Consider the following 24301-nt stretch of genomic DNA (forward strand, 5'->3'; position numbering starts at 1 on the left):
GCGATCCGGCCGGAGGAAGGAGTTTGCGCGTGCGAGCGGTTCCGCAGGCGGGGACGGGGGACGCTGTCGGGTCACGCGTGCCCACGACGACGCGGAACCGGTGGTGGCCGCTGACGGGCCGGCAGGTGCTGGTGGTGGCCGCGGCCCTCGTCGCCGCGCAACTCGTGGTGCGGGGCGCGGTCGCGTTCGCGGGCGACTTCTACTGGGACGATCTGATCCTCGTCAGCCGATCGGGGCAGTTCCCGGCGCCGTCCGGCGAGTTTTTGTTCTACGACCACGACGGTCACTTCATGCCTGCGGCGTTCCTGGTCGCATGGATCTCGACGGCGGTGGCGCCGCTGAACTGGACGGTGCCGGCGCTGACGCTGGTCGCGCTGCAGGCGCTCGCGTCGTTCGCGGTGCTGCGGGTGCTCCGCCTACTGCTGGGCACCCGGGCTGCGGTGCTGCTGCCGCTGACGTTCTACCTGTTCTCGCCGCTGACGTTGCCGTCGTTCGCGTGGTGGGCCGCCGGCCTGAACTCGCTGCCGATGCAGATCGGCCTGGCATGGGTGGCGGGTGACGCGATCCGGCTGTGCCGCACCGGACGGCTCCGCTTCGCGGTGTCCGGGGCTGTGGTGGCGGCGCTGTCGCTGGCGTTCTTCGAGAAGTCGGCGCTGGTGCCCTTCGTCGCGTTCGCGGTGGTGGCGTTGATGTACCGGGTCGACGGCATCGAACGTCCGGTCCGTGCGGCGCTGGTGCGGGGACGGGCGTTGTGGATTCCGCTCGCGGTGGTGCTGGCCGGGTGGGCGGCGGCGTACATGCACTTCACCGAGTCCCGGCTGGTGGTGCCGTCGGCGACGCAAACCGTCGGGCTGGCGCATCACAGCACCTCGCTCGGTCTGGTGCCGAGCCTGCTCGGCGGGCCGTGGGCGTGGGATCGGTGGCCGCCGAGCCCGCCGTGGGCGACGCCGCCGACGGTGGCGGTGGTGCTGGGCTGGGGCGCCGTGGCGGCGGCGCTGGCCTGGTCGCTGCGGTACCGGCAGCGCACCGCGGGCATCTGGGCGTCGATGGTCGTCTACGTCGCGGTGTCCGAGGCGGCGATGGTCCTCACCCGGTCGGGGCCCGATACCGCGTACGAACTCGCGCAGACCCTTCGCTACGTCGCCGACAGCGCGGTCGTCGTCACGATCGGGTGGGCGCTGATCGTGCGCGCGCCCCGACGACCCGGGCTGCGCTCGTTGCCGCGGCTCCGCCCGGTACTGGTCATCGGGTTGGTGGCGCTGTTCGTCGCGAGCAGCCTGTGGTCGACGGTGACGTTCGCGGCGCGATGGCGCGACAACCCGACGGTCGACTACCTCGCGAACGGGAGGGCGGCGCTGGCCGCGAACCGGGCCACCCCGCTCCTGGATCAGCCGGTGTCGATCTACGTGCTGCTGCCGGTCGCGTACCCGCACAACACGACCAGTCACATCTTCGGGCCGCTGCGGGAGCGTCCCGAGTTCGCGCGGTCGACGAACTATCTGCAGCTGTTCGACGACTCCGGACAGCTGATTCCCGCCGCCGTCACGACCGCCCGCAAGATCGGGCAGGGACCGGTGCCCGGGTGCGGCTACCGCGTCGAGGGGGCGCCGGTCGAACTGCCGCTCGACGGGCCCCTCATCGACTGGGAGTGGACGGTGCAACTCAACTACTTCGCGAGCGGCGACGGCACCGTCGAAATGGGGCTGAACCGCAGCGACGACACCGTGACCGTGCCCGTCGAGGCCGGGCTCAATCAGGTGTTCGTGCGCATGTTCGGCGCGGGTGACGCGCTGCGGGTGCAGACTGTGACACCCGGTCTCGCGCTGTGCGTGGGTGCCGGTCCGGTCGGCTCCGTCGCGCCGGCGCCGGAGGCGGGGTCGTGAGCGCGTCGGGCTACGTCCGGCCGCTGACCGGGCTGCGGGCGATCGCGGCGCTGCTGGTGGTCGGCGCGCACGCCGCGTTCTGGACGGGGCGGTACACGCCTGATGTCGCCGGTGGCGCGTTCTCCCGGCTCGAGATCGGTGTCGCGCTGTTCTTCGTGCTGTCCGGGTTCCTGCTGTTCCGGCCGTGGCTGCGGGCCGCGTCAGGAGCCGCGGAGTTGCCGTCGACCACCGCCTACCTGTGGCATCGCGCGCGACGGATACTGCCGGCCTACTGGATCACCGTCGTCGCGACGTACGCGATCTACCTGTTCCGGGACGACGCGGGGGAGACGGGACTCGGTTGGTCGGGCTTCGCGCGGAACATGACACTGACCCAGATCTACGGGCCCGGGCACCTGCACACCGGGCTCACGCAGATGTGGAGTCTCGCCGTGGAGGCCACCTTCTATCTGCTGCTGCCGGTGCTCGGCTGGTTCCTGGTGGTGGTGGTCTGCCGACGGGCGTGGCATCCGGGGCGATTGGCGGTAGCGCTGGTCGGGGTCGCCGCGATCACGCCGCTGTGGACGTGGATCACCCACAACACCGACATCTCGTTCACAGCCCGGCTGTGGTTGCCGGGTTTCATCGCGTGGTTCGCCGGCGGCATGTTGCTGGCGCTGGCGTCGGTGACGGTGAAGCGCTGCAATCCGTACGGAATGGGACTACTCGCGCTCTACTTCCTGCTGCTGGCGTGCACGCCGCTGGCCGGGGAGGCGACGATCGTCCCCATCGACGCCACGCAGGCCATCACCAAGTCCATACTCTTCCTGCTGTTCGCGACCACGTTGATGGCGCCGCTCGTCGTCGGTGACCGGCCCGGGCCACTCGGCCGGCTGTGCGCGTCGGCGCCGATGGTGTGGCTGGGGGAGATCTCCTACGAGATCTTCCTGGTACATCTCGTGGTGATGGAGTTCGTCGTCGACATGCTCGGCTATCAGACGTTCCAGGGTTCGACGGTCGGCGTCTTCGTCGTCACCGTCGCGTTCACCGTCCCGATCGCGTGGGCACTGCACCGGACGCTGCTGCGGTTCGTGCCGAGCGGCCCGCGGCCCGAGCGACGGCCGATGGCGGTATCCCGGCGGGACAGCCCCGACGTCGACGACACAGACACGCGTACCCCCACCCCGGTCGACTGACGGCTGCCGGCCGACGAAACTCGCCTCCGGTGTCACGTTTGCCCCGCGGTCGGTGTCTTCATGCCGAGAGCACCAATCGGAGGAGGAACCATGACCAGCAATACCCGGATCCCGAAGGCCGAACTGACCGGTGTCTACGGCGCGGTGGTCAAGCGGATGTCCCGCAAGATGCTCGGTGACGTGGCCGAACCGGTCGAGGTGACGTGGCACAACCGGAAGGTGCTGAATTTCAGCTTCACCGTCGGGCGCAAGGCGCAGAAGTGGGACCGGTGTGACGAGAACCTGAAGTCGTTCGCCCACATGGCGGTGGCCAGCCTGGTCGGCTGCAGCTTCTGCCTCGACTTCGGCTACTTCCACGCGCACAACGAGGGACTCGACCTGGCCAAGGCCCGGGAGGTGCCGCGGTGGCGCGAGTCGGACGTGTTCACACCGCTCGAGCGCGATGTCATGGAGTACGCCGAGGCGATGACCGTGACCCCGCCGACGGTGACCGACGAGCTGTCGGGGCGGCTGCTCGACGCGCTGGGCCCGGCCGCGTTGGTGGAGTTGACCGCGTTCGTCGCGGTGGCGAACCTGATGACCCGCACCAATACCGCGTTCGGCATCGAATCGCAGGGCTTCGCGGCGTCGTGTGGGCTCGCGCCGCTCGCCGTACCCTCGACGACATGACCGGCGACCCGTTCGTCGTTCACCGCAGCCTGCTCTTCACCGTCGCCTACGAGATGCTCGGTTCCGCCGCCGACGCGGAGGACGTGGTGCAGGAGACCTGGCTGCGGTGGGCCGACGTCGACCAGGCCGAGGTGCACAACCCGCGCGCCTACCTGCTCCGGGTCGTCACCCGGCAGGCGTTGAACCGGCTCCGAGCCGAGTCCCGCCGCCGGGAGGAATACGTCGGGGAGTGGCTGCCCGAGCCCCTGCTGACGGCCCCCGACGTGGCCGACGACGTGGAGCTCGCGGAGAACGTGTCGATCGCGATGCTCACCGTGCTGGAGACCCTCGGTCCGGTCGAGCGAGCGGTGTTCGTGCTGCACGAGGTGTTCGAGGCGCCGTACCACGAGATCGCCGAGGTGGTGGGCAAGACCCCGGCCGCGGTCCGGCAGATCGCGCACCGTGCGCGTGAACACGTCGGCGCGCGGCGGCCGCGGATGCGTGTCGACCGCGACGAGCAGCAGGCGGCGGTCGAGAAGTTCCTGGCCGCCGTGTCCACCGGTGACGTGCAGGCACTCGTGGAGGTGCTCGCCCCGGACGTGGTGGTGATCGCCGACGGCGGCGGCATCGCGACCGCTGCGCGCAAGCCCATCGTCGGGGCCGAGCGGGTCGCGGCGTTCCTGTCCCGTGCCGCGAGGCTCCCGGACTTCGTGACGACCTCGACGTGGCTCAACGGCATGCCCGGAATTCGGATCGACGTCGGTGGCGAGGCCACCGCGGTGAGTCTGGCGGTCGAGGACGGCCGGATCGTCCGCATCTACGCGATCCGCAACCCCCACAAGCTGGGATCGTTGGACACGGTGGCCGAACTGCGGCGCTGACGAAACCGCCACGGAGCCCCGCTCCAGGGCCGGTTCGCGGCGCCACCGGCGGGGAATGTTCGCTCCAGGCGTACAGCGCGCGGGAAACGATTCCGCGACCTGCGGCGTTGAGAACTTTATGCAGGTCGGCTCCGCGTGTTTGACGGGTGGAGAAGCGGCAGTCGGAAAGGCAGCCCACTAGAGTGTGAAGTGGGGTCGTGGAACCTTCGGTTCCGGAGGCCGTCAGCCTGTTGTACCGGAGCGAGACGCGGCGGAAAGGCGCGAGGCAGCGTGACATGCGGGGCCTTGGACCTGGACCGCCGGAAAATGTGAGGGAGAGCGATGTTCGAGAGGTTCACCGATCGCGCGCGGCGCGTCGTCGTCCTGGCTCAAGAAGAAGCCAGGATGCTCAACCACAACTACATCGGCACGGAACACATCCTTCTCGGCCTCATTCACGAGGGCGAGGGTGTGGCGGCGAAGTCGCTGGAGTCCTTGGGCATCTCCCTCGAAGGCGTCCGCAGCCAGGTCGAGGAGATCATCGGCCAGGGCCAGCAGGCCCCGTCCGGCCACATCCCCTTCACGCCGCGTGCCAAGAAGGTCCTCGAGCTGAGCCTGCGTGAGGCGCTGCAGCTCGGACACAACTACATCGGCACCGAGCACATCCTGCTCGGCCTGATCCGCGAGGGCGAGGGTGTCGCGGCTCAGGTGCTCGTCAAGCTGGGCGCCGACCTCAACCGTGTCCGTCAGCAGGTCATCCAGCTGCTGTCGGGCTACCAGGGCAAGGAGCCGGCCGAGTCCGGCGGCAGCCGTGGCGAGGCGGGCACCCCGTCGACGTCGCTGGTCCTCGACCAGTTCGGCCGCAACCTCACCCAGGCTGCTCTGGAAGGCAAGCTCGACCCGGTCATCGGCCGCTCGAAGGAAATCGAGCGCGTCATGCAGGTCCTGAGCCGCCGCACCAAGAACAACCCTGTCCTGATCGGCGAGCCGGGTGTCGGCAAGACCGCCGTCGTCGAGGGTCTCGCGCAGGCCATCGTCAACGGCGAGGTGCCCGAGACGCTCAAGGACAAGCAGCTGTACACGCTGGACCTGGGCTCCCTGGTCGCCGGTAGCCGTTACCGCGGTGACTTCGAGGAACGCCTGAAGAAGGTCCTCAAGGAGATCAACACCCGCGGCGACATCATCCTGTTCATCGACGAGCTGCACACGCTGGTCGGTGCGGGAGCGGCCGAGGGCGCGATCGACGCCGCCTCGATCCTGAAGCCGAAGCTGGCCCGCGGCGAGCTGCAGACCATCGGTGCCACCACCCTCGACGAGTACCGCAAGTACATCGAGAAGGACGCCGCCCTCGAGCGCCGGTTCCAGCCGGTGCAGGTCGGCGAGCCGACGGTCGAGCACACCATCGAGATCCTCAAGGGTCTGCGTGACCGCTACGAGGCCCACCACCGCGTCTCGATCACGGACAGCGCGCTGGTGGCGGCAGCCACCCTGGCCGACCGCTACATCAACGACCGCTTCCTGCCGGACAAGGCCATCGACCTCATCGACGAGGCCGGCGCCCGGATGCGCATCCGCCGGATGACCGCGCCGCCGGACCTGCGCGAGTTCGACGACAAGATCGCCGACGCCCGCCGCGAGAAGGAGTCCGCGATCGACGCGCAGGACTTCGAGAAGGCCGCGAACCTGCGCGACAAGGAGAAGCAGCTCGTCGCGCAGCGCGCCGAGCGCGAGAAGCAGTGGCGTTCCGGTGACCTGGACGTCATCGCCGAGGTCGACGACGAGCAGATCGCCGAGGTGCTGGGCAACTGGACCGGCATCCCGGTCTTCAAGCTCACCGAGGAGGAGACCACGCGTCTGCTCCGCATGGAGGAGGAGCTGCACAAGCGGATCATCGGCCAGGAGGACGCCGTCAAGGCGGTCTCGAAGGCGATCCGCCGCACCCGCGCCGGCCTGAAGGACCCGAAGCGTCCGTCCGGCTCGTTCATCTTCGCCGGCCCGTCCGGTGTGGGTAAGACCGAGCTGTCCAAGGCGCTCGCGAACTTCCTGTTCGGCGAGGACGACGCGCTCATCCAGATCGACATGGGCGAATTCCACGACCGGTTCACCGCGTCGCGCCTGTTCGGTGCCCCTCCGGGCTACGTCGGCTACGAAGAGGGCGGCCAGCTCACCGAGAAGGTGCGCCGCAAGCCGTTCTCGGTGGTCCTGTTCGACGAGATCGAGAAGGCACACCAGGAGATCTACAACACCCTCCTGCAGGTCCTCGAGGACGGCCGCCTGACCGACGGCCAGGGTCGCACGGTCGACTTCAAGAACACCGTGCTGATCTTCACCTCGAACCTGGGTACCTCGGACATCTCGAAGGCCGTGGGTCTGGGCTTCTCGGCCGGAACGGGCAGCGAGTCGAACTACGAGCGTATGAAGCTCAAGGTCCACGACGAGCTGAAGAAGCACTTCCGCCCCGAGTTCCTCAACCGTATCGACGACATCATCGTCTTCCACCAGCTGACTCAGACCGAGATCATCCAGATGGTGGACCTGATGATCAGCCGCGTCGAGACGCAGCTGAAGAACAAGGACATGGACATCGAGCTGACCGAGCAGGCCAAGTCGCTGCTCGCGAAGCGCGGCTTCGATCCGGTCCTGGGTGCGCGGCCGCTGCGTCGCACCATCCAGCGCGAGATCGAGGACCAGCTGTCGGAGAAGATCCTCTTCAACGAGCTGACCCCGGGCCAGATCGTCCTGGTGGACGTCGAGGGCTGGGACGGCGAGGGCGCCGGCGAGAACGCGAAGTTCACGTTCCGCGGCACCCCGAAGCCGGTCACGGTTCCGGATTCGCCCGCCGAGGCGCTCGCGAGCACGGCCGGCGAGGGGTCGGGCCCCACCGAGCCCGGATCCGCCGAGTAGTCATAACCGACGCGACGACGCCCCGCACGCAACCGCGTGCGGGGCGTCGTCGTGTGTCAGGCGGAAACCGTCGGCCGGCCGATGCCGCTCCGGCCGGACCAGTTGGCCAGGCGTTCGGTGGGTCCCGCTCCCGCGGCCGCCTCGACCACCGGGCCGAACGGGATCGGCCCACCGCGCGGGGCCGCGGGGATCGCCCGCTCGGCCACCGCGAGCGCGGTTGCCGCCAACGCCGGGTCGGCCTCGGCGGGCTGTCCGGTCGCCACGGCGAGATCCCAGCCGTGCACCAGGGTTTCGTTCAGGTAGGCGAACACCGCGGCGCGGCCAGGTACCCGACCCCAGGGCGCGGTGACGACCGTGTCGAGCAGGGAGTCGTTCGCCCACACCGCCCGCATCGCGTCGATCGCCCGGTCGTACGCGTGCGGCCAATCGGCGACACCGGTGATGACGAGCGGGACGGTGTGCGGGTCGTTGCCCTCGCCGATGACGCGCGCCCGCTCGACGGTGGCGACCAGGTGGCCCATCAGGGTCGCGACGTCGAACTCGTCGCACGGCGTCGGATCCGTCAGCTGCTCCGGTCGTACCTCGGCCATCAAGGCCGTCACCCAGGTCAGGGCTTCGCGGTACAGAGGGCGGGGGTCGGTGATGTCGGTCATCAGTGGGCCTTTCGATCGAGTGCACGTGTGTGGACGGCGCCCACTCTCGTCCCCAATCACGACATCTCCTGTCATGTATTGCTGGGAAGATGGGGTGATGCGCGCCGACCGTCTGCTGTCATTGGTCCTGCTGCTGCGGAACCGGGGACGGATGTCCGCTGCCGCCCTGGCGCGGGAGCTCGAGGTGTCCACACGCACCGTGCTGCGGGACGTCGAGGCGCTGTCGGCGGCCGGGATCCCCGTCTATGCGGAACGCGGCCGGGACGGCGGGTTCGCCCTGCTGCCGGGGTTCACCACCGATCTCACCGGTCTGACGGTGGCGGAGGCGAAGGCGCTGCTCGCGGCCGGCGCCGCTGCCACTCCCGCCGCGCTGGGCATGGCGCCCGCGTTCGCGTCGGCAATGCGGAAGGTGCTGGCCGCCATGCCCGACGCGCATCGCACGGCCGCCTCCCGGGTCGCCGAACGGGTGCTCGTGCGGCAGGGCGGTTGGTTCACCGATCCGGTGCGCGACGAGCACCTCGGCCTGATCCAGCAGGTGGTGTTCGCCGGCCGCCGACTACGACTCCTGTATGCCGCTCGGGAGGGCGAAGCACGTTGGCGCACTGTCGATCCGATCGGCCTGGTCAACGCCGGTGGGCGGTGGTACCTGGTGGCGACTCACCGTGGCTCGGAGCGCACGTACCGGCTCTCGCGGGTGCAGGATGCCCGAGAGCTCGACGAGCCGGCGCGGCGTGACCCCACCGTCGACCTGGCCGGGATCTGGGATCGGCGGCGGTCCGGGTTCCGCGCGTTGCACGAGTCGGTAGTGGCCACCGTCCGGGTGCGGGAGGAGCGGCGCGAGGACCTCCTCGGCTCGGTGCTCGCCACAGCCGCGGAATCTAGGGCGGACGGGTGGAGCACCCTCGACGTCGAGTTCGGCGACGCCGCACACGCGGGAAGCGTGCTGTGGATGCTCGGCGACGATGCCGAACTACTCGGGCCGGAGAAGCTGCGCGAATGGATCCGGCTCCGGGCATCGGGCATGGCCGAGCGCCACCGGTCCAGCCGTCCGGCACCGGCAGCGGGTTGACCCGCTCGGGCGCCGGGGCCGGGCTACCTGGTCGTCACCGCGATGTGGGCGGCGCGGCGCGTGCGGTCCGGCCCGAACAATGCCGTCTCCTGTCGGGCCCAGCGGTCCCAGTGCGGCCGGAACATGTCGCCGTCGCGCTGCAGGGCGCGTCGCATCCGCTCGGCGGGTGCGGCGTCGACGAACACGCGCACCGCGTAGTGCCCGCGCGCGGCGCCGCAGGTCGATCCGGCGCCCTCGACGATCAGGTAGCGGTGACGGCGGACCGCGCGCCACTCCGCGTAGGCGCCGCGATGCCAGTCGTAGCGCCGATAGCGCGGGCCCCGGCCGCGCTCGGCGGGGGAGAGGACATACCGGACGAGGAGCGGCACCGACGCGGCAAGACCGTCCCAGCCGGGGTACAGGTCGTCCATGCGGACGACCGGTGCGTCGTCCAGCGCGGCCGCGACCTGATCGGCCAGCGTCGATTTTCCGCTGCCCGCCGGACCGTCGATGCCGACCAGAACCGGTCCCCGGCCCCGACGTCGACGGCGGTGGGCGATGCGCGCGGCAGTCGCGATCCGGGCTGCCGCCTCGGTCGGTGCCGGGCTGCTCTGATCGTTGGCGGTCACGACCAGCACGCTATGCCGCCGTCGCCCGGTCAGGTGGCGACGGGGTGCCCGCCCCCTGAACCGCGCCGCGTCGGCGCGAGATTGCAGCCGTGCGGTCGGAGGGGTTCAGGAGAGCGGCGTCACCGGGAACGGAAGATCCGAGGATCCGCGGCCGCCGCCGTCGACGTCGACCTCGACCAGTACGGTCTCGATGCCGCTGTCGGCAACGTCCTCGCCGGCCGGGTAGGCCCGGGAGCCGTCGAAGCCGAAGTCGTTGTCGGAGATCAGGATCAGTCGGTTGCCGCGCAGTGCGGCCCCCTCGACCTTGCCGGGCACACCCGCGACACCGGCGAGGTTCGCGAACAGCGTCTTGTCGGCGCTGGTAATCAGCTCGCGGTTGGGATCCAGGTCGACGGCGTAGAAGCGTGCCTCGGTGTCGGTGCGTTCCTCGACGAGGACCCGGGTCTGCGACAGCGGGATCAGTGCCGAGATCTTCAGGTCGCGCCCCCTGGTGCCGGCGGCGAAGGTGGACGGGTCGTCGAACTGGTACCCGAACTCGTGCACGGTGGTCCGGGTGGTGGTGTCGAAGGTGAGCAGTTCGGTAATGATGCGGTCCTTGTCGCCGCTGACCGTGACCGAACTCTGCAGCGCGACGGCGACGGTGTGGCCGTCGGGCAGCAGGGCGATGTCCTCGAAGCCGCGGTTGGTCTTCCGGTCGGCCAGCCCCGCGGGGAGGCTACCGGTCACCGGGTACTCGACACCGGCAGCGGTGTAGTCGTCCTCGAGGCCGGCGGGCACGTGCCGGGCGACGACGCGGCCCTGGGCATCGGCCTCGACGATCGAGGGGCCGTACTCGTCGACCAGCCAAAAATGGCCGTCCGGGGTGCGGACCACGCCTTCGGTGTCGAGCCCGTTGGGGTTCAGCGGGAGCGGCGTGACGGCATCGGCGGCGTACGGCTTTTCGTCCCGAGGAAGGTTGGAGAGGCCGGTGACGGGCGCGCCTGCCTGCGTGGTCAACGGCAGCGTCTCGAGCACGGCGATCCGGTCGCCCTGGACCCGGATCCGGACCAGCGCAGGGGTGAACTCAGGGACGACGAAGGTGCGGCGGTCCGAGCCGTCCACCTTTGCCTCGCCGTTGGGTCCACGATCGGTGACGGTCCAGTACTCGTCGCCGCGGATGTGGAAGAGGCCGCTGCCGATGCCGCCGAGGTCGACGCCCCGGTCGTCGGTGATCTGCCGCTCGATTTCGGACAGCGGCGTGGCGGGCAGCGTCGCGGACGACTTCACTGTCGGGTCCGCAGCCGGCGGCGCGGCAGAAGCGGGAGCGGCGACGACGGTGGCAAGCACAGCGGCGACTGCCGCGGTCGACATGGTTGTGAGGGTGCGCATGAGGGTTGAACGTAGGGTCACGGGGTGACCGGCAGCCGTCGGTGTGGCAAACAGCAGGGTGTGGCGAACGGTGTGGTGGCTCCGGCGCTCGACCATCGGGATCAACGACGGATCACACGGGCCGCGAGCCAACTTCCGGAGTTCGGTCAGGGATGTCGGCCTGTTGGCGAGCGGGATGGACTCCGATGGTGTGAACTGGCCGCATGACGTCCGCAGCGGGCGGGACCGGGACCAGCCCCGCCCGGGCCCCGTTGGTCCTCACGGCCCTGATCCTCGTCGCCTCCGTCGCGAATCTGAATCTGGCGGTGGCCAATGTCGCGTTGCCCGACATCGGTCGTGCGTTCGACGCGAGCCAGACGCAGCTGAACCTGATCGCCGTCGGGTACTCGGTGGGGCTCGCCGGCTCGGTGCTCTACCTCGGCGCGCTCGGGGACCGGTACGGGCGCAAGCTGATGCTCGTGCTCGGCATGGTGTTGTCTCTGCCGGCGTGCATCATCGCCGCATTCGCGCCGACCGTCGAGGTGTTGATCCTCGCGCGCCTGCTCGGCGGTGTGGCGGCCGGAATGGCCTTCCCGACGACCCTCGCGCTGATCACCGCGCTGTGGTCGGGACCGGGCCGGACCAAGGCGATCGCGATGTGGTCCTCGATCGGCGGCGGGATCTCGTCGCTCGGCCCGCTCGTCTCCGGAGCCCTACTGCAGTCGTTCGAGTGGGGCTCGGTGTTTCTGGTGACCGTGCCGCTGGCGCTGGTCGCGTTGGGGTTCGCCGTGTACTTCGTGCCGGGCCACGTCAACGAGTCAACCGATCCCGTAGACCATCTCGGCGGAATCGTGTCGGTGATCCTGGTGGCCGCGCTGGTGCTCGGCATCAACTTCGCTCCCGTCGCCGGCATGCGGGCGACTGCGCTGTCGATGCTGCTGGTCGCGGCGGCCGCGGGCGTGGCGTTCGGAATCCGGCAGCTGCGGGCGGACTTCCCGCTGTTCGACCTCAGGGTGGCCCGCCGGCGAATCTTCTGGGTGGCGGCGGTCGCGGGCATCGTGGTGTTCGGGACACTGATGGGCACGATGTACATCGGTCAGCAGTACATGCAGAACGTGCTCGGATACTCCACGCTGGCAGCAGGTTCCGCCGGTCTGCCCGCGGCGGCCGTCATGGTGGTGGTGGCACCGCAGTCGGCCAAGCTGGTCGAGTCGCATGGCGCGCGGTTCACGCTGTTGCTCGGATACGCGGCGATCGTCCTGGGGCTGCTGGTGGCGTTGCTGCTGTGGAAGGAGGATGCGCAGTACTGGAAGATCGCGCTCGGCTACATGTTCCTCGGCGCCGGTGTCGGATTGGCCGGCACGCCCGCGTCGCACTCGCTGACCGGCTCGGTGCCGGTGTGGCGGGCAGGAATGGCGTCGGGCACCGCCGACCTGCAGCGCGATCTCGGCGGCGCGATCGTCCAGTCGGTACTCGGTGCGCTGCTCACCGCCGGGTACTCGGCCTCGTTCGCCGCCGCGATCGCGGCCAGCCCGGAGGCAGGCGGTGTCGGCGATCAGACCCAGGCCGCCCTGGAGAAGTCCTTCGCGGGTGCCGAGAACGTCGCAGAGCGGTACCCGCAGTACGCGAACGCGATCGAGAATGCCGCCCGCGCGGCGTTCCTCGACGGCGACACCCGCGCGTACGGCGCGGCCATCGCGATCGTCCTGGTCGGTGCGGCGCTCGTCTTCTTCGCCTACCCGCACCGCGACGGGGAACGGGAATTGCTCGCGCGGTATCGGGAAATCGACGAGGCGACCGCACGCGTCGACCACCGGTCCTGAACAGACCGACCGGCACGCCCGGGCCCCAGTTCCGGGCGTGCGGATCCCAGACCGTCGATCGTGGTGGTGGTGGCGACCAGCGCTAGCCTCGCGATTCTCTCCGGAGTCGAGCCTTCCCGAGCTGCCCCACGGGATCTCACGATGGGGGTACTTTGCGGGGAGAGACCGATCGACGAGAGAGGATCTGCAATGCCCACACGCACAGCGCGGACAGCTTGGAACGGAACTCTCGAAAAGGGTTCGGGTCAGGTCGAACTCAGCAGTTCCGAGGTGGGGACATTCGAGGTGTCGTTCCCGAAGCGTGCCGCCGAGGACGCCGGCGGAACCACCAGCCCCGAGGAATTGATCGCGGCGGCACATTCGTCGTGCTACGCGATGCAGTTGTCGGCTCTGATCGGGGAGGCCGGCGGAACCGCGCAGAGCCTCGACGTCCGCGCCGACGTCTCGCTGGGCCCCGACGATCCGGGCTTCAGGCTGACCGGGATCACGCTCACGGTCCGCGCCGAGGTGGACGGCCTGGACGCTGCGGGGTTCGCCCGAGTCGCTCAGGTCGCCAAGGAGACCTGCCCGGTGAGCAAAGCCCTCACCGGCGTCGACATCACGCTCGACGCCGCGCTCGAGTAGCTTGCGTGGCGGACTCCCGAACATATTGGGGGAGTGGTTCTTTCCGATGTCAGTCGCGTTCGAGCCGCGGCCCAACCCTCGGTACCTTCGGTTCTCGAGAATGTTGCAGAAGGTGTAGTCGCTCGGTGTTCCGGTGCCGGTCGGGGACTCGTGCCGACGGTCGGGGCGGCGGTGCGACCGGTGCGGAGTGGCCGACTCCTCGTCGACCGGAACGCACATCCGACGCTACACGGCGGCTTTCCGCGAATCCCCTTCTCGTGTAATTCACACAACTGCGAACGCGCCGGTGGGGTTCGGCAACCCCTCGATGCCGAACCCCGCGGGTACCGCCGCCCCCCGACTGCCCGCTACCGCAGCAGGACCGACTCGCCGCCGGAGAACACGGAATCGTGGACCTCGAGGACCGCGGGAACGGTGCCCGGCGGAACGTCGAAGACGATGGTGGTCTCGACGGAGTTGCCCGGGTTGATCTGTTCGAACGCAACGCCCTGGTCGAGTGTGAGCGTGGCCATGTCGTCCACCGAGTACTGGCGGTCCTGCGCGTCCACGAGTTTCTGCGCCGACGTGGTGAAGCTCTGCTCGCGGTCGCCGATGTTGCGCACAGTCATGCGGACGAGGACGAACTGGCCCTGCGCCTTCTCGGTGAGGTACTCGTTGACGCCGACGCTCGGGACTCCGGCCTCGACGCCGTTCACGACGAACTCGAACTTGCCGTCGCGGACCGGGGTGCCGATCCGGGCGTCCGCGGGGGCCTCCGAGGCACCGGTGGTGGCGGCGCCGGCGGCTCGGGCGGCGTCCGACGGCTTGTCGCCGGAACCGCCGCTGACGGCGGTGATCGCGACGATCGCGGCGATCACGGCGCCGAGCCCGGTGAGGATCTTGTGGCGGGCGAACCAGTTCTTCTGGGCCTGCGCCTGCGCCTGCGGAGGTGCGGGTTGGTGGGGAGTGCTCACGGACAGTTCCTTTCGACGTCGACGACGCGTCCTGAGGTGGGGCCGTGTCGTGCTCTGCCGTAAGCACACCTCGGGCGGCGGCTCGTCGTCTTCCTCCGGAAGTCGGACACCGCTCCTCATTTCGGACGGTCTTCGTCGGTCCGATCGTGCGGACGGGCACCGTCGGCCGACGTTCGGGGGATGTCGAGCTGTCGGCGCTCGTGCGTACGGTTCTGTCCGTGAAATCCGAGACTGCCGGCAGGATCCGGCGCCGTTTCTGGACAGTCGGCGCCGTCACGCTCAGCGCGTTCTGCTCGCTGATGACGGTGGGTCTGGCGTCCAGCTCGGGGAACACGCCGGGCTGGAACCACGGAATCGGGCTCGTCCTCGCCCTGGCGGCGGCGGCAGCGCTGACGCGTCGACACCAGTACCCGTGGCAGGTTCTCGCTATCAGTCTCGCGGCCCCGCTGGTGTTCGAGACGGACGCGACGGCGGCGCTCATCGCGCTGTTCGCGGTCACCCGGGTGGCGCGGGGATTCCAATTGACGGGCGCCGCCGTGGCGGTGTTCGTGGCGTGCGGGGTCTCGCTCACCTATGACGCGTACCGGCTGCGGGAGTACTCGGTTCTCACTATCGGCGCCGAGAAGCCCGAGAACGGGGTGATAGAGCAGTACGTCGTGGCGCTGTGGATCCCGTGGCTCGTCGCGGCAGTCCTGGTGGTGCTGGTGCTGGTGCTCGCGCTGTGGGTGCGCACCCGCGGCCAGTTGGTCGAGGCGGAGCAGAGCCGTGACGCGGCCGCCGAGCAGACGGACGCGATCCGTGACGAGATGATCCGGGCGGAGGAGCGGACCCGGATCGCCCGCGACATGCACGACACACTGGCCGCGAGTCTCAGCCGGATCTCGTTGTTCGCGGGCGCACTGCAGGTCAACGCCGCCGAGTCGCCGGAGAAGGTTGCGAACTCGGCGGCGCAGATCCGGGCGACGGCGCACGAGGCGCTCGACGACCTCAAGGGCATCGTCGGGGTCTTGCGAGGCACGGCCGGGCCGCGGGAACAGGTCGGACACCAGGGGATCGACGCGGTGCCCGCGCTCGTGCAGGCGGCCCGGGCGGCGGGGATGCACTGCACGCTCGGTACCGACCTCGCTCCGGGCGACATCGGGATGTTGGCGGGGCACGTCTGCTACCGGGTGGTGCAGGAGGCACTCACCAATGCGCAGAAGTACGCCAGTGACCAGGTGGTGGCCATCTCGGTGACGGGTGCGCCAGAGACCGGCATCGACATCACGGTTCGGAATCTGTTGAGCACCAAGCCCGCTCAGGTCGGTATCGGATCCCGGACCGGGCTGCGCGGGCTCGCCGAGCAGGCTCGGGACATCGGCGGGAAGCTCGAAGCCGGACGCATCGATTCGGAGTTCGTCGTGAACTGCTGGGTTCCCTGGTCCGGCTGATTTCCCGGATTTGTCGGTGGCGGAGCATATTCTGGCCACACTATGACCGATGCCGGCCCGATTACCGTGTTGATCGTCGACGACGACCCGTTCGTGCGGCGAGGCGTCGCCGACATCTTCCGGGCCGCCCCGGACATCGCGGTCGTCGGTGACGCGAGTGACGGCGACGAGGTCCTGGGCGCCGTCCGGACCTTCCGCCCGCACGTCGTGCTGATGGATCTCAAGATGAAGCGGGTCGGCGGCCTCGAGGCCACACGGATGCTGATGGAGCTGTCGAATCCTCCCAAGGTCGTAGCCATGACGTCGATGGACGTCGACGACCTCGTCGTCAAGTCCGTCGCGGCCGGAGCCCACAGCTTCCTCAGCAAGGATGAGCCCCCGCACACGTTCCATCAGTCGGTCCGCGTGGTCGCGGCCGGAAACACGTTGTTCAGCCCGGAATCGTTGCGCCGCATCGTCGCTGCGGGCGGTGCGATGCGGGAGAACGGCCCGGATCTGGGCCGCCTCACCGACCGCGAGCGAGACGTTCTCGCCGTGCTCGCCGAGGGAGAGTCGAACGCCGACATCGGTAAGCGGTTGTACATGAGCGAGACGACGGTCAAGTCGCACGTGTCGGCGATCCTCGGCAAGCTCGGCGCGCGCAATCGAGTCGAGGCCGCCCTGAGTGCGTTCCGGGCCGGTCTCGTCGTCTGATCGGCGTTGTCGGTCGACCGAGCTGTGCCATACTCCCCGCCAGTGGCGAGGGAGGGAATCCGGTCGTGCGTGGGGGCGGTGATGAACTCGAGGCCGGAGGCGACAACGCGCTGGCGATCGCCTTCGGTGTCCTGGGTGACGAATGGAACCTGTGGATCCTCGGCAAGGCGTTGCAGGGCACGCGGCGGTACCGGGATTGGGTGGGGCGAGGCGAGATCTCGAATTCGGTGCTCACGGGTCGACTCGCCCGACTGGTCGAGGTCGGGCTGCTCGAGAAGGTGGCCTATCCCCGGGAGTCGATGCGGGCCGAGTACCTGCTGACGGACTGCGGGCGGGCGGTGTGGTCGGTCCTGGCCGCGATGTGGTCATGGGAGCGCCGCTGGGCGCCGGACGGCCAGGCCGGCCTGCTGCGGATGCGGCACGCCTCGTGCGGGTCCGAGTTCACGCCGATCATGGCGTGTGCGCGTTGTCGTCACCCGGCCGGTTTCGAGGACGTGGCCACCCGTGTCGGCCCCAGCGGCGGTTCCCGGCGCAGTGTGCCGGCGGCGTCGAGTCGCCGACGGTCCGGTGGGACGCGTCGACCGTCCCAGTTGCCCCACACGATGGAGTTGCTCGGCAACCGGTGGTCCGTCGCCCTGCTGGGTGCCGCGTCGTTCGGCGCGACGCGGTTCGGCGAGTTCCGCGAGTGGACCGGCGCGTCCTCGGCGATCGTGGCGGATCGGCTTCGGCGCTTCACCGACCTCGGGGTGTTGTGCGAGCGTCCGGTCCCGGAGCGCGCGGGTCGGGTCACGTACCACCTCACGGGGAAGGGGCAGGACTTCTTCCCCGTCGTGATGCACATGATCGAGTGGGGCCAGTGGTGGTTCCGCGCGCCGGAAGGCAGCGCCGTACTGGCCCACCACGAGCCGTGCGCGGGATCCTTCTCCCCGCGCCTGGTGTGCAGCGAGTGCGCCGCATTACTGCAGGCCCGGGAGATTTCCATCGAATCCCCGCAATCGCCGTCGGACATCCACGACGACTGGTTGCGGGGACCAGGTCGCGCGGCGGTAACAGTTCGTGGTAGATCTAGTGATCTAGATCACACCGCTAACTGAAGTGACGACGGTCGGGGCGTCGGATCTACTCAACGGAGGGCACATGGGGAGCCTGAAGCTTCACCCTCAGATCCGCGTAGACGAGTACACCGCCTCGGGGGAGTGGACTCGGGAAACGGTTCAGCAACTGTTCGCCGATCGCGTCCGGGAACGGGGATCCCAGCTCGCCGTCGTCGATCCGGTCGACAAGGCCGAGTACGTCGACGGGTTGCCGCGCCGGGTCACCTGGGCGGAACTCGCCGCCGAGGTCGATCGCCTCGCGGCCGTCCTCCTCGAAGCCGGGGTGCGGGCGGGCGACGTCGTCGGCGTCCAGTTGCCGAACACCGTCGAGCAGGTCGTCGTCTTCCTCGCGTCGTGGCGGATCGGTGCAATGGTCTCGCCGTTGCCGGTGCACTCGGTGGACTCCGAGATCGTGGACGTGTGCAACGAAGGGTGCGTCGGCGTCTTCGTCACCGCGGGGCGTGTGGGGTCGAATCCCGTTGCTGCGCGGGTGATGTCGGTGCGATCGCAGATTCCCACGCTGCGGACCGTGCTCAGCTACGGCGTGGGCGTGCCCGACGGCGTCGTGCGCATCGGGCATGCGGTTCCCAACTCGGCGGACGCCGAGCGGGTCGCCGCCCATGCCGCCGCTCATGTCGCGGATCCCAACGACTGCATCGCGATCTGCTGGACGGCGGGCACGGGCGGCGCCCCGAAGGGGGTTCCGCATGCGCACTACGAATCGCTCAGCCTGGCAAGGGGAGTCGTCGATGCCGCCCGGCTGACCGCTGCGGACGTCATGCTCAACCCCTTCCCGATGATGACCGCTGCCGGAATCACCGGGACGCTGCTCCCGTGGTTGTCGGTCGGATGCGTGTTGGTGCAGCACCAACCGTTCGATCTCGGTGTGTTCCTGAGGCAGATCGCCGAGGAGAAGGTGACCTTCACGGCCGGCCGGCCGGCCGTGCTCGCCGCGATCGACCGCCGCGACGCACCCGCCGTCGACCTGTCGACGGTCACCCGCATCGGCGTCGGGTCGGCGCCGTTGGCGCCCGGCACCGTGCAGGCGTGGAAGGACCGTTACGGCGTCGAACTGGTCGGCTACTTCGGCACCATCGAGGGCGTGAGCCTGCGGGCGGAGCCGGTGTCGTCGGTGGGGCCGGGGCAGCGGGCGCTGCTCTACCCGCGAACCGGTTACGCCGACGACTCGCAGATCAAGCTCGTCGATCCGGAGACCGGCGCGGAGATCGTGGACCGAGGTGTCGTGGGTGAGCTGCGGATCAAGGGGCCGACGGTGTTCGCCGGCTACCTCAACCCGGCGCGCGATGGGGACCCGTTCGACGCGGACGGCTTCCTCGAGACCGGTGAACTGTTCGTGATCGACGGGCCCTGGGACCGCTACCTGCGGTACGTCGACCGCGCCGCGGATCTGATCGTGCACGACGGTGTGCCGATCGGATCGATGGAACTCGAGATGCTGATCGCCGAGCATCCGTCGGTGGTGGAGGCCGCGGTGATCGGCTGTCCGGACAGCGCGGCCGGCGAGCGCGTCGTGGCCGTTGTGTCGTGTCGCCCCGGTTCGGTGCTCAGTCTCGAGGAGCTCACGGAGTTCCTCGCGGCCCGCGGCGTCGCCCCGGTCGAGACGCCGGAGCGCCTCGTGATCTCCCGGGAGCTGCCCCGTAACCACGCCTGCAACGTCCTCAAGAGGCTGCTGCGTGAGGAGCTGGGCCGCGGTTGACCGGCGGACCCGGATCGGCCGCGGAGTCGGCGTGTGTTCGAATGCCCTGGTGACGATCGAGAGCAACGCCAGTGTCCAGTCCGCAACCGACCTGCCCACCGTCCTGATCGAGGTGTGGTCCGACATCGCCTGCCCGTGGTGCTACGTCGGCAAGCGTCGATTCGCCGCGGCACTCGCCGAATTTCCTGAGCGCGAACGTGTCTCGGTGGTCTGGCGCTCGTACCAGCTCGCTCCGGAGACGCCGGTCGGGGCGCGGCGGAGCCAGCTCGAGCTCGTCGGCGAGCGCAGGGGCGTACCGGTCGAGCAGGCGCGCGAGCTCTACCAGCACGTGGCCCGGGTGGCCGCGGAGGACGGGGTGACCATGGACGTCGACGCCATCATCGCGGCCAACACGTTCGACGCGCACCGCCTGCTGCACGTGGCGGGGGAGCGCCGGGACGAGCTGCTCGAGGGGTTGTTCCGGGGATACTTCACCGAGGGCAAGGCGCTCGACGACCGCGCCGTGCTGGTCGACATCGCGGCGGCCGCCGGAATGGACCCCGCGGAGGCCGCCGCGGCACTCGACAGCGACGCCGGCGCCGACCTGGTGCGCGCGGACATCGAGACGGCCAGGCAGCTCCAGGTGTCGGGCGTGCCGTTCTTCGTCGCGAACCGCCGCCTGGCCGTGTCGGGCGCGCAGCCGCAGGACGTCTTCGGCGAGTTGCTGCGTCAGGCGCTCGAGCATGTCGATGCCGACGGCGGTGCAGCCCTGGGCGGGGACGCCGAGGGCTGCACCGACGATTCGTGCGCCATCTGAGCTAGCGGATCGCGGGCCGGCGGGCGCGTTCGGTGAGGAACGCGAACGCCAGCCCCAGTGCGAGCCACAGCGCTGCCTGGGTCGCGAGCGACGAGATGCGGAACTGCCACAGCAGGGTGGCGGGGAAGTCCTCGCCCACCTCGTCGACACCGGGCAGCGCGCTGTAACCCACCGCGGCCACCACGAGGAACGCGGCGATCTGTCCGCTCGCGCGCACCGAGATCAGTTCCTGGTTCTTCAGCCGCCGTCCGACGTACACGGCCGCCGCGACCGCGACCAGGCCGAGGACCACCGACGCGAACCACAGCAGGGTTCGCTCGTCGATCGTGTCCGGGTCGCCGACCGCGGGCGGGTTGGCCGGATACTTGAAGAACGGCACGGCTTCCATTGCGAGCCAACCGTATCCGGCTACCACTGCGGCGAGCAGTGGCACAGGCAGCATGCTGAGCCGTCGTGCGTAGTACACGACCACGGAGACGATCGCGCCGAGGGCGAGGCCCGCGAAGCGGGTTGCGAGTAACAGCCCGAAGCGCTGTCCGGTGCGGCTGACGAGAGCGTCGTCGCCGTGCGAATGCCCTTCCGATACCCCGGCCGAGTCCGTGCCGTGCTCGTGCGGTGCGGCAGCGGTTTCTTCGAGGACGATCGCGGCCTGAATGTGGGGTTCACCGAGTGTGAACGCCACCGCCCCCGCCACCAGGCCTGCAATCAGGCCGGCCAGGAGGCCGCGGAGGAGGAGGGTTTTCAGGCTGTCGGTGATCGTCGGCAGTGGTGTCAATGGCACGGCAGGCCCAGCAGGTGCCGACCGTCATGCATCAGTTCGTGCATGTACATGCCACTGCGGGAGATTGCGCCCTGGTCGAATCCGACCAGGTAGAGCGCGAGCACTGCGAGCAGAACCACTGCCGCGGCGATGAGTGCGACAGCGACCGACTCGGTCGACTTGCCGGGTGAATAGGCGATTGCCATCGGTGCCTCCTGGGATTTCGCGTCCCTGTTGGGTCCATGCGATGGCCGGGTGTCTGGCTCTCGAAGGCGGGCCCTCGATCACAGTGGCGCGACCGCTCCGGAATTGCACCGGGATTACCGTCGAACCATCGCTTCTGTCGAGCGAACTCTGGCACCCCACCGGTCACGGTGTCAATCGGGTGAGACACCGTGACCGAAAATCCGCTATCGGCGCTGCACGCGTCCGAATCGGATGTGGTGGATCAGGATTCGGATGACGCCGCCACGTCGAGCACGACCTCGAACTCGAGCAGCGAGGCACCCGTGGCGACGGGCTTCGCGCGCTCGCCGGCGTGCGCCTCGCGTGCCGGGCCGCTCGCCCACGCCTGGAACGCCTCGTCGGACTCCCACTGCGTCACGACGAAGTAGCGGTCCTCGCCCTTGACCGGGCGCAGGAGCTGGAACCCGAGGAATCCGGGGGAGTTCTCGACCGCGTGGGCGCGGTGCGCGAACCGCTTCTCCAGTTCGGGTCCGGCGCCCTCGGGGACCTCGATTGCATTGATCTTCACGACTGCCATGGACGCGAGGGTACTCCCGGCCGCGCATGTCCTCCCGGGGATCGCCGGCGTCGGCTACCGTCGACCTCGTGTTGCACGACGAGGGTGGGACGGGGCGGCCGATACTGCTGCTCCACGGGTTGATGGGCAGTGCGCGGACGTGGTCGCGCCACGTGTCGTGGCTGCGCGAACACGGCCACGTCTACACATTCGACGCGGCCGGGCACGGTCGCCCGATCGACGGCGATCCGACGACGGAGCTGTTCGTCGAGGACCTCGCTGCCGCGCTGTCCGGGCTCGACGAACCCCTCACCGTGATCGGCCACTCGATGGGTGCGCTGCACGCGTGGTGCTTCGCCGCCGCGCATCCCGATCGGGTGCGGGCGCTCGTGCTCGAGGACATGGCTCCGGACTTTCGTGGGCGGACCGCAAAGGACTGGGCGGCAATGGTTTCCGCGTGGCCGCAGCCGTTCCCGACCGAAGCGGCGGTGCTCGACTTCTTCGGTGAGGTTGCCGGCCGCTACTTCCTCGCGTCGTTCGAGCGCCGTGTCGACGGCTGGTACCTGCACGGCGACGTCGCGACGTTCCGCGACATCTCGGAGGAATGGGGCACCCGTGACTTCTGGGGGCAGTGGGAGGCCGTGCGCGCCCCCGCGCTGCTGATCGAGGGGGAGTTCACGATCACCCCCGAGGGGCAGATGCGACGGATGCTCGAGGGGCACGACGACGCCCGCTACGTGTGGGTGGCGCAGGCCGGGCACCTCGTCCACGACGACCAGCCCGAGCGGTACCGGGACGCCGTCGAGGAGTTCCTGAAGTCTCTCGACTGAGCGCGGTCAGCGGCTGCCCTCACCGGCCAGCGCGAACAGTCCGTCCTCGGTCTGCTCGATCAGCCCATCCAGCAGCAGCGAGTCCAGGGCCCGGTCCCGTTGGCCCGGGTCGCTGAGCCACACCAGGTCGAGCTGTGTGCGTTCGACGGGGTGCGCGCTGCCGCGCAGCACGTCCATCAGCTTCCCGCGCACCTGGCGGTCGGTGCCGGCGAACTTCTGCACCTTGCGTGGCTCGCCCACCAGCGCCGGCCGTCCCGCCTCCACCCAGGCGCACCGGGGCAGCGGGCACCGCCCGCAGTCCGGGGTCCGCGCGGTGCACACCGTGGCACCGAGTTCCATCAGCGCCGCCGAGAACCGCGCGGCGCGTTCCCGGGTGCGCGGCAGCAGCACGTCGACGTCGGCCATGTCGCGTTTGGTCGACGGGCTGCCCTGGTCGGCCCGGCCGTGGACGGCGCGGGCCACGACGCGTCGGACATTGGTATCCACCACGGGAACTCGCTGTCCGTAGGCGAAGCACGCCACCGCCCGGGCGGTGTAGTCGCCGATGCCGGGCAGGCTCAGCAGGACCTCGACGTCGGCGGGCACCTCGTCGCCGTGCTCCGCGGCCAGAACACCCGCGCACTCGTGCAGACGCAGCGCCCGCCGCGGGTATCCGAGCTTGCCCCACGCCCGTAGGACGTCGGCCTGACTCGACGCCGCCATCAGCGACGGCACCGGCCACCGGCGCACCCATTCCTCCCAGATCGGGGCGACCCGGACGACGGGGGTCTGCTGCAGCATGATCTCGCTCATCAGGATGTGCCAGGCCGTCACGCCCTCGCGGCGCCACGGCAGATCCCGGGCCTGTTCGCCGTACCACCGCAGCAACGCCGAACTGTCCACCGACATCGAATTTCTCACCCTTCTCCGTGCACCGCTGAGGCATTCGTCGCCGGATTCTCGGCGATCCGACTGATACGGCGGGTGGTCGAGGGTGCACAATTGCGCCATGCCCAATTCCAACCCGATCTCCGCTTGGAAAGCCCTCAAGCAGGGTAACGAGCGTTTCGTCAGCGGTACCCCGCTGCATCCGAGCCAGGGTATTGCCGACCGCGCCAAACTGGTCGACGCCCAGCATCCGACTGCCGTGATCTTCGGCTGCGGCGACTCCCGCGTCGCCGCCGAGATCATCTTCGACCAGGGCCTCGGCGACACGTTCATCGTCCGCACCGCCGGTCACGTGATCGACAGCGCGGTCCTCGGCTCCATCGAGTACGCCGTCGCAGTCCTCAACGTCCCGCTGGTCGTCGTGTTCGGTCACGACAACTGCGGCGCGGTCAAGGCGTCCATCGACGCCCTCGACACCGGTGCCATCCCCGCCGGATTCATCCGCGACGTCGTCGAGCGCGTCTCGCCGTCGATCCTGATGGGTCGTCGTGAGGGGCTGAGCACGGTCGACGAGCTAGAGGGCCGGCACGTGGTCGAGACGGGTGCGCTGCTGATGCAGCGGTCGCGGATCATCTCCGAGGCTGTCGAGGCCGGCAGGTGCGCCATCGTCGGTGTCACCTACAAGCTGTCCGACGGGGACATCAAGCTGCAGAGCGTCGTCGGTGACGTCGGCGAATCGGCGGACTGAGACGAAGTCGACCGGGGGCACCGGGCGACACGCCGGGACTGCTGAGGCGAGGGTCGGGCGCAGGGAATTACGGTTGA

The 24301-nt window shown here is 69.5% G+C and carries 23 protein-coding genes and 1 riboswitch; of the genes, 15 read left to right on the forward strand and 8 right to left on the reverse strand.

All coding sequences use genetic code 11. From position 1 onward, the window contains the following. Positions 1 to 29 precede the first annotated feature (29 nt). The 5 genes from ABTV10_RS02985 to ABTV10_RS03005 all read left to right on the forward strand — a co-directional run bounded on the left by ABTV10_RS02985 (position 30) and on the right by ABTV10_RS03005 (position 7470). On the forward strand, positions 30 to 1883 hold the full coding sequence (locus tag ABTV10_RS02985) for a hypothetical protein (protein WP_499032404.1): 1854 nt from the start codon (positions 30 to 32) through the stop codon (positions 1881 to 1883). After that, positions 1880 to 3058: an acyltransferase family protein gene (locus ABTV10_RS02990; RefSeq protein ID WP_499032406.1), complete on the forward strand. Its 1179-nt coding sequence runs from the start codon at positions 1880 to 1882 to the stop codon at positions 3056 to 3058. Before ABTV10_RS02985 ends, ABTV10_RS02990 begins: the two co-directional genes overlap by 4 nt. Before the next feature lie 90 nt (positions 3059 to 3148). Beyond that, positions 3149 to 3727, forward strand: coding sequence for a carboxymuconolactone decarboxylase family protein (locus tag ABTV10_RS02995; protein ID WP_499032408.1), 579 nt, complete (start codon positions 3149 to 3151; stop codon positions 3725 to 3727). After that, the gene (locus tag ABTV10_RS03000) at positions 3724 to 4587 is read left to right on the forward strand and encodes an RNA polymerase sigma-70 factor (protein ID WP_499032409.1); all 864 of its coding nucleotides are present in this window, start codon (positions 3724 to 3726) and stop codon (positions 4585 to 4587) included. Before ABTV10_RS02995 ends, ABTV10_RS03000 begins: the two co-directional genes overlap by 4 nt. Positions 4588 to 4908: 321 nt before the next feature. Next, the gene (locus tag ABTV10_RS03005) at positions 4909 to 7470 is read left to right on the forward strand and encodes an ATP-dependent Clp protease ATP-binding subunit (protein WP_499032411.1); all 2562 of its coding nucleotides are present in this window, start codon (positions 4909 to 4911) and stop codon (positions 7468 to 7470) included. Between the two features lie 56 nt (positions 7471 to 7526). On the opposite strand, the gene ABTV10_RS03010 is transcribed toward ABTV10_RS03005, so the two are convergent. Further along, positions 7527 to 8123 (reverse strand): TIGR03086 family metal-binding protein, encoded by a 597-nt coding sequence (locus ABTV10_RS03010; RefSeq protein ID WP_499032413.1) that lies wholly within the window; start codon positions 8121 to 8123, stop codon positions 7527 to 7529. Positions 8124 to 8220: 97 nt separating this feature from the next. Between ABTV10_RS03010 and ABTV10_RS03015 the strand changes: the two genes are divergently transcribed. Further along, entirely contained in the window at positions 8221 to 9192 is a 972-nt protein-coding gene (locus ABTV10_RS03015) for a helix-turn-helix transcriptional regulator (RefSeq protein WP_499032415.1), read from the forward strand. 23 nt (positions 9193 to 9215) lie between these two features. On the opposite strand, the gene ABTV10_RS03020 is transcribed toward ABTV10_RS03015, so the two are convergent. Then, positions 9216 to 9800, reverse strand: coding sequence for a nucleoside/nucleotide kinase family protein (locus ABTV10_RS03020; RefSeq protein WP_499032417.1), 585 nt, complete (start codon positions 9798 to 9800; stop codon positions 9216 to 9218). 105 nt (positions 9801 to 9905) lie between these two features. Beyond that, a complete protein-coding gene (locus ABTV10_RS03025; protein ID WP_499032418.1) occupies positions 9906 to 11150 on the reverse strand; it encodes an esterase-like activity of phytase family protein in 1245 nt (414 codons plus the stop codon). Positions 11151 to 11371: 221 nt separating this feature from the next. On the opposite strand from ABTV10_RS03025, the gene ABTV10_RS03030 reads away from it, so the two are divergent. Beyond that, positions 11372 to 12970 (forward strand): MFS transporter, encoded by a 1599-nt coding sequence (locus tag ABTV10_RS03030; protein WP_499032420.1) that lies wholly within the window; start codon positions 11372 to 11374, stop codon positions 12968 to 12970. 189 nt (positions 12971 to 13159) lie between these two features. Further along, entirely contained in the window at positions 13160 to 13594 is a 435-nt protein-coding gene (locus ABTV10_RS03035) for an OsmC family protein (protein WP_499032421.1), read from the forward strand. A gap of 347 nt (positions 13595 to 13941) precedes the next feature. On the opposite strand, the gene ABTV10_RS03040 is transcribed toward ABTV10_RS03035, so the two are convergent. Beyond that, the gene (locus ABTV10_RS03040) at positions 13942 to 14547 is read right to left on the reverse strand and encodes a DUF4352 domain-containing protein (protein WP_499032422.1); all 606 of its coding nucleotides are present in this window, start codon (positions 14545 to 14547) and stop codon (positions 13942 to 13944) included. Between the two features lie 218 nt (positions 14548 to 14765). On the opposite strand from ABTV10_RS03040, the gene ABTV10_RS03045 reads away from it, so the two are divergent. From ABTV10_RS03045 to ABTV10_RS03065, 5 genes are all read left to right on the forward strand, one after another. Beyond that, the gene (locus ABTV10_RS03045; RefSeq protein ID WP_499032423.1) at positions 14766 to 15977 is read left to right on the forward strand and encodes a sensor histidine kinase; all 1212 of its coding nucleotides are present in this window, start codon (positions 14766 to 14768) and stop codon (positions 15975 to 15977) included. Positions 15978 to 16019: 42 nt separating this feature from the next. Continuing rightward, positions 16020 to 16670 (forward strand): response regulator, encoded by a 651-nt coding sequence (locus ABTV10_RS03050; protein ID WP_499032425.1) that lies wholly within the window; start codon positions 16020 to 16022, stop codon positions 16668 to 16670. A gap of 65 nt (positions 16671 to 16735) precedes the next feature. Next, positions 16736 to 17764 (forward strand): winged helix-turn-helix transcriptional regulator, encoded by a 1029-nt coding sequence (locus tag ABTV10_RS03055; RefSeq protein ID WP_499032426.1) that lies wholly within the window; start codon positions 16736 to 16738, stop codon positions 17762 to 17764. 43 nt (positions 17765 to 17807) lie between these two features. After that, entirely contained in the window at positions 17808 to 19481 is a 1674-nt protein-coding gene (locus ABTV10_RS03060; protein WP_499032427.1) for a class I adenylate-forming enzyme family protein, read from the forward strand. A 31-nt stretch (positions 19482 to 19512) separates the two neighbouring features. Then, the gene (locus ABTV10_RS03065; RefSeq protein WP_499032429.1) at positions 19513 to 20277 is read left to right on the forward strand and encodes a DsbA family oxidoreductase; all 765 of its coding nucleotides are present in this window, start codon (positions 19513 to 19515) and stop codon (positions 20275 to 20277) included. Between the two features lies 1 nt (position 20278). Here the strand turns inward: ABTV10_RS03065 and ABTV10_RS03070 are convergent, their stop codons facing one another. From ABTV10_RS03070 to mhuD, 3 genes are all read right to left on the reverse strand, one after another. Continuing rightward, positions 20279 to 21058: a CbtA family protein gene (locus tag ABTV10_RS03070; protein WP_499032430.1), complete on the reverse strand. Its 780-nt coding sequence runs from the start codon at positions 21056 to 21058 to the stop codon at positions 20279 to 20281. After that, positions 21049 to 21243, reverse strand: a complete 195-nt coding sequence (locus tag ABTV10_RS03075) for a CbtB domain-containing protein (RefSeq protein WP_499032431.1) — start codon at positions 21241 to 21243, stop codon at positions 21049 to 21051. Before ABTV10_RS03075 ends, ABTV10_RS03070 begins: the two co-directional genes overlap by 10 nt. 26 nt (positions 21244 to 21269) lie before the next feature. After that, positions 21270 to 21388: riboswitch (cobalamin riboswitch) on the reverse strand. 97 nt (positions 21389 to 21485) lie between these two features. Beyond that, positions 21486 to 21800 carry a mycobilin-forming heme oxygenase MhuD gene (gene mhuD / locus ABTV10_RS03080; protein WP_499032432.1) on the reverse strand — a complete coding sequence of 105 codons (315 nt, stop codon included), beginning with the start codon at positions 21798 to 21800 and terminating at the stop codon, positions 21486 to 21488. Between the two features lie 68 nt (positions 21801 to 21868). On the opposite strand from mhuD, the gene ABTV10_RS03085 reads away from it, so the two are divergent. Further along, on the forward strand, positions 21869 to 22609 hold the full coding sequence (locus ABTV10_RS03085; protein WP_499032433.1) for an alpha/beta fold hydrolase: 741 nt from the start codon (positions 21869 to 21871) through the stop codon (positions 22607 to 22609). A 6-nt stretch (positions 22610 to 22615) separates the two neighbouring features. Here ABTV10_RS03085 and ABTV10_RS03090 read toward each other — a convergent pair whose 3' ends face one another. After that, positions 22616 to 23497, reverse strand: coding sequence for an HhH-GPD family protein (locus ABTV10_RS03090; RefSeq protein WP_499032434.1), 882 nt, complete (start codon positions 23495 to 23497; stop codon positions 22616 to 22618). Between the two features lie 100 nt (positions 23498 to 23597). On the opposite strand from ABTV10_RS03090, the gene ABTV10_RS03095 reads away from it, so the two are divergent. Beyond that, on the forward strand, positions 23598 to 24224 hold the full coding sequence (locus ABTV10_RS03095) for a carbonic anhydrase (RefSeq protein ID WP_433609708.1): 627 nt from the start codon (positions 23598 to 23600) through the stop codon (positions 24222 to 24224). Positions 24225 to 24301: the final 77 nt, after the last annotated feature.

Source organism: Paraburkholderia sp. RHO2 (assembly GCF_050955445.1).
Lineage (GTDB): Bacteria > Actinomycetota > Actinomycetes > Mycobacteriales > Mycobacteriaceae > Prescottella > Prescottella agglutinans_A.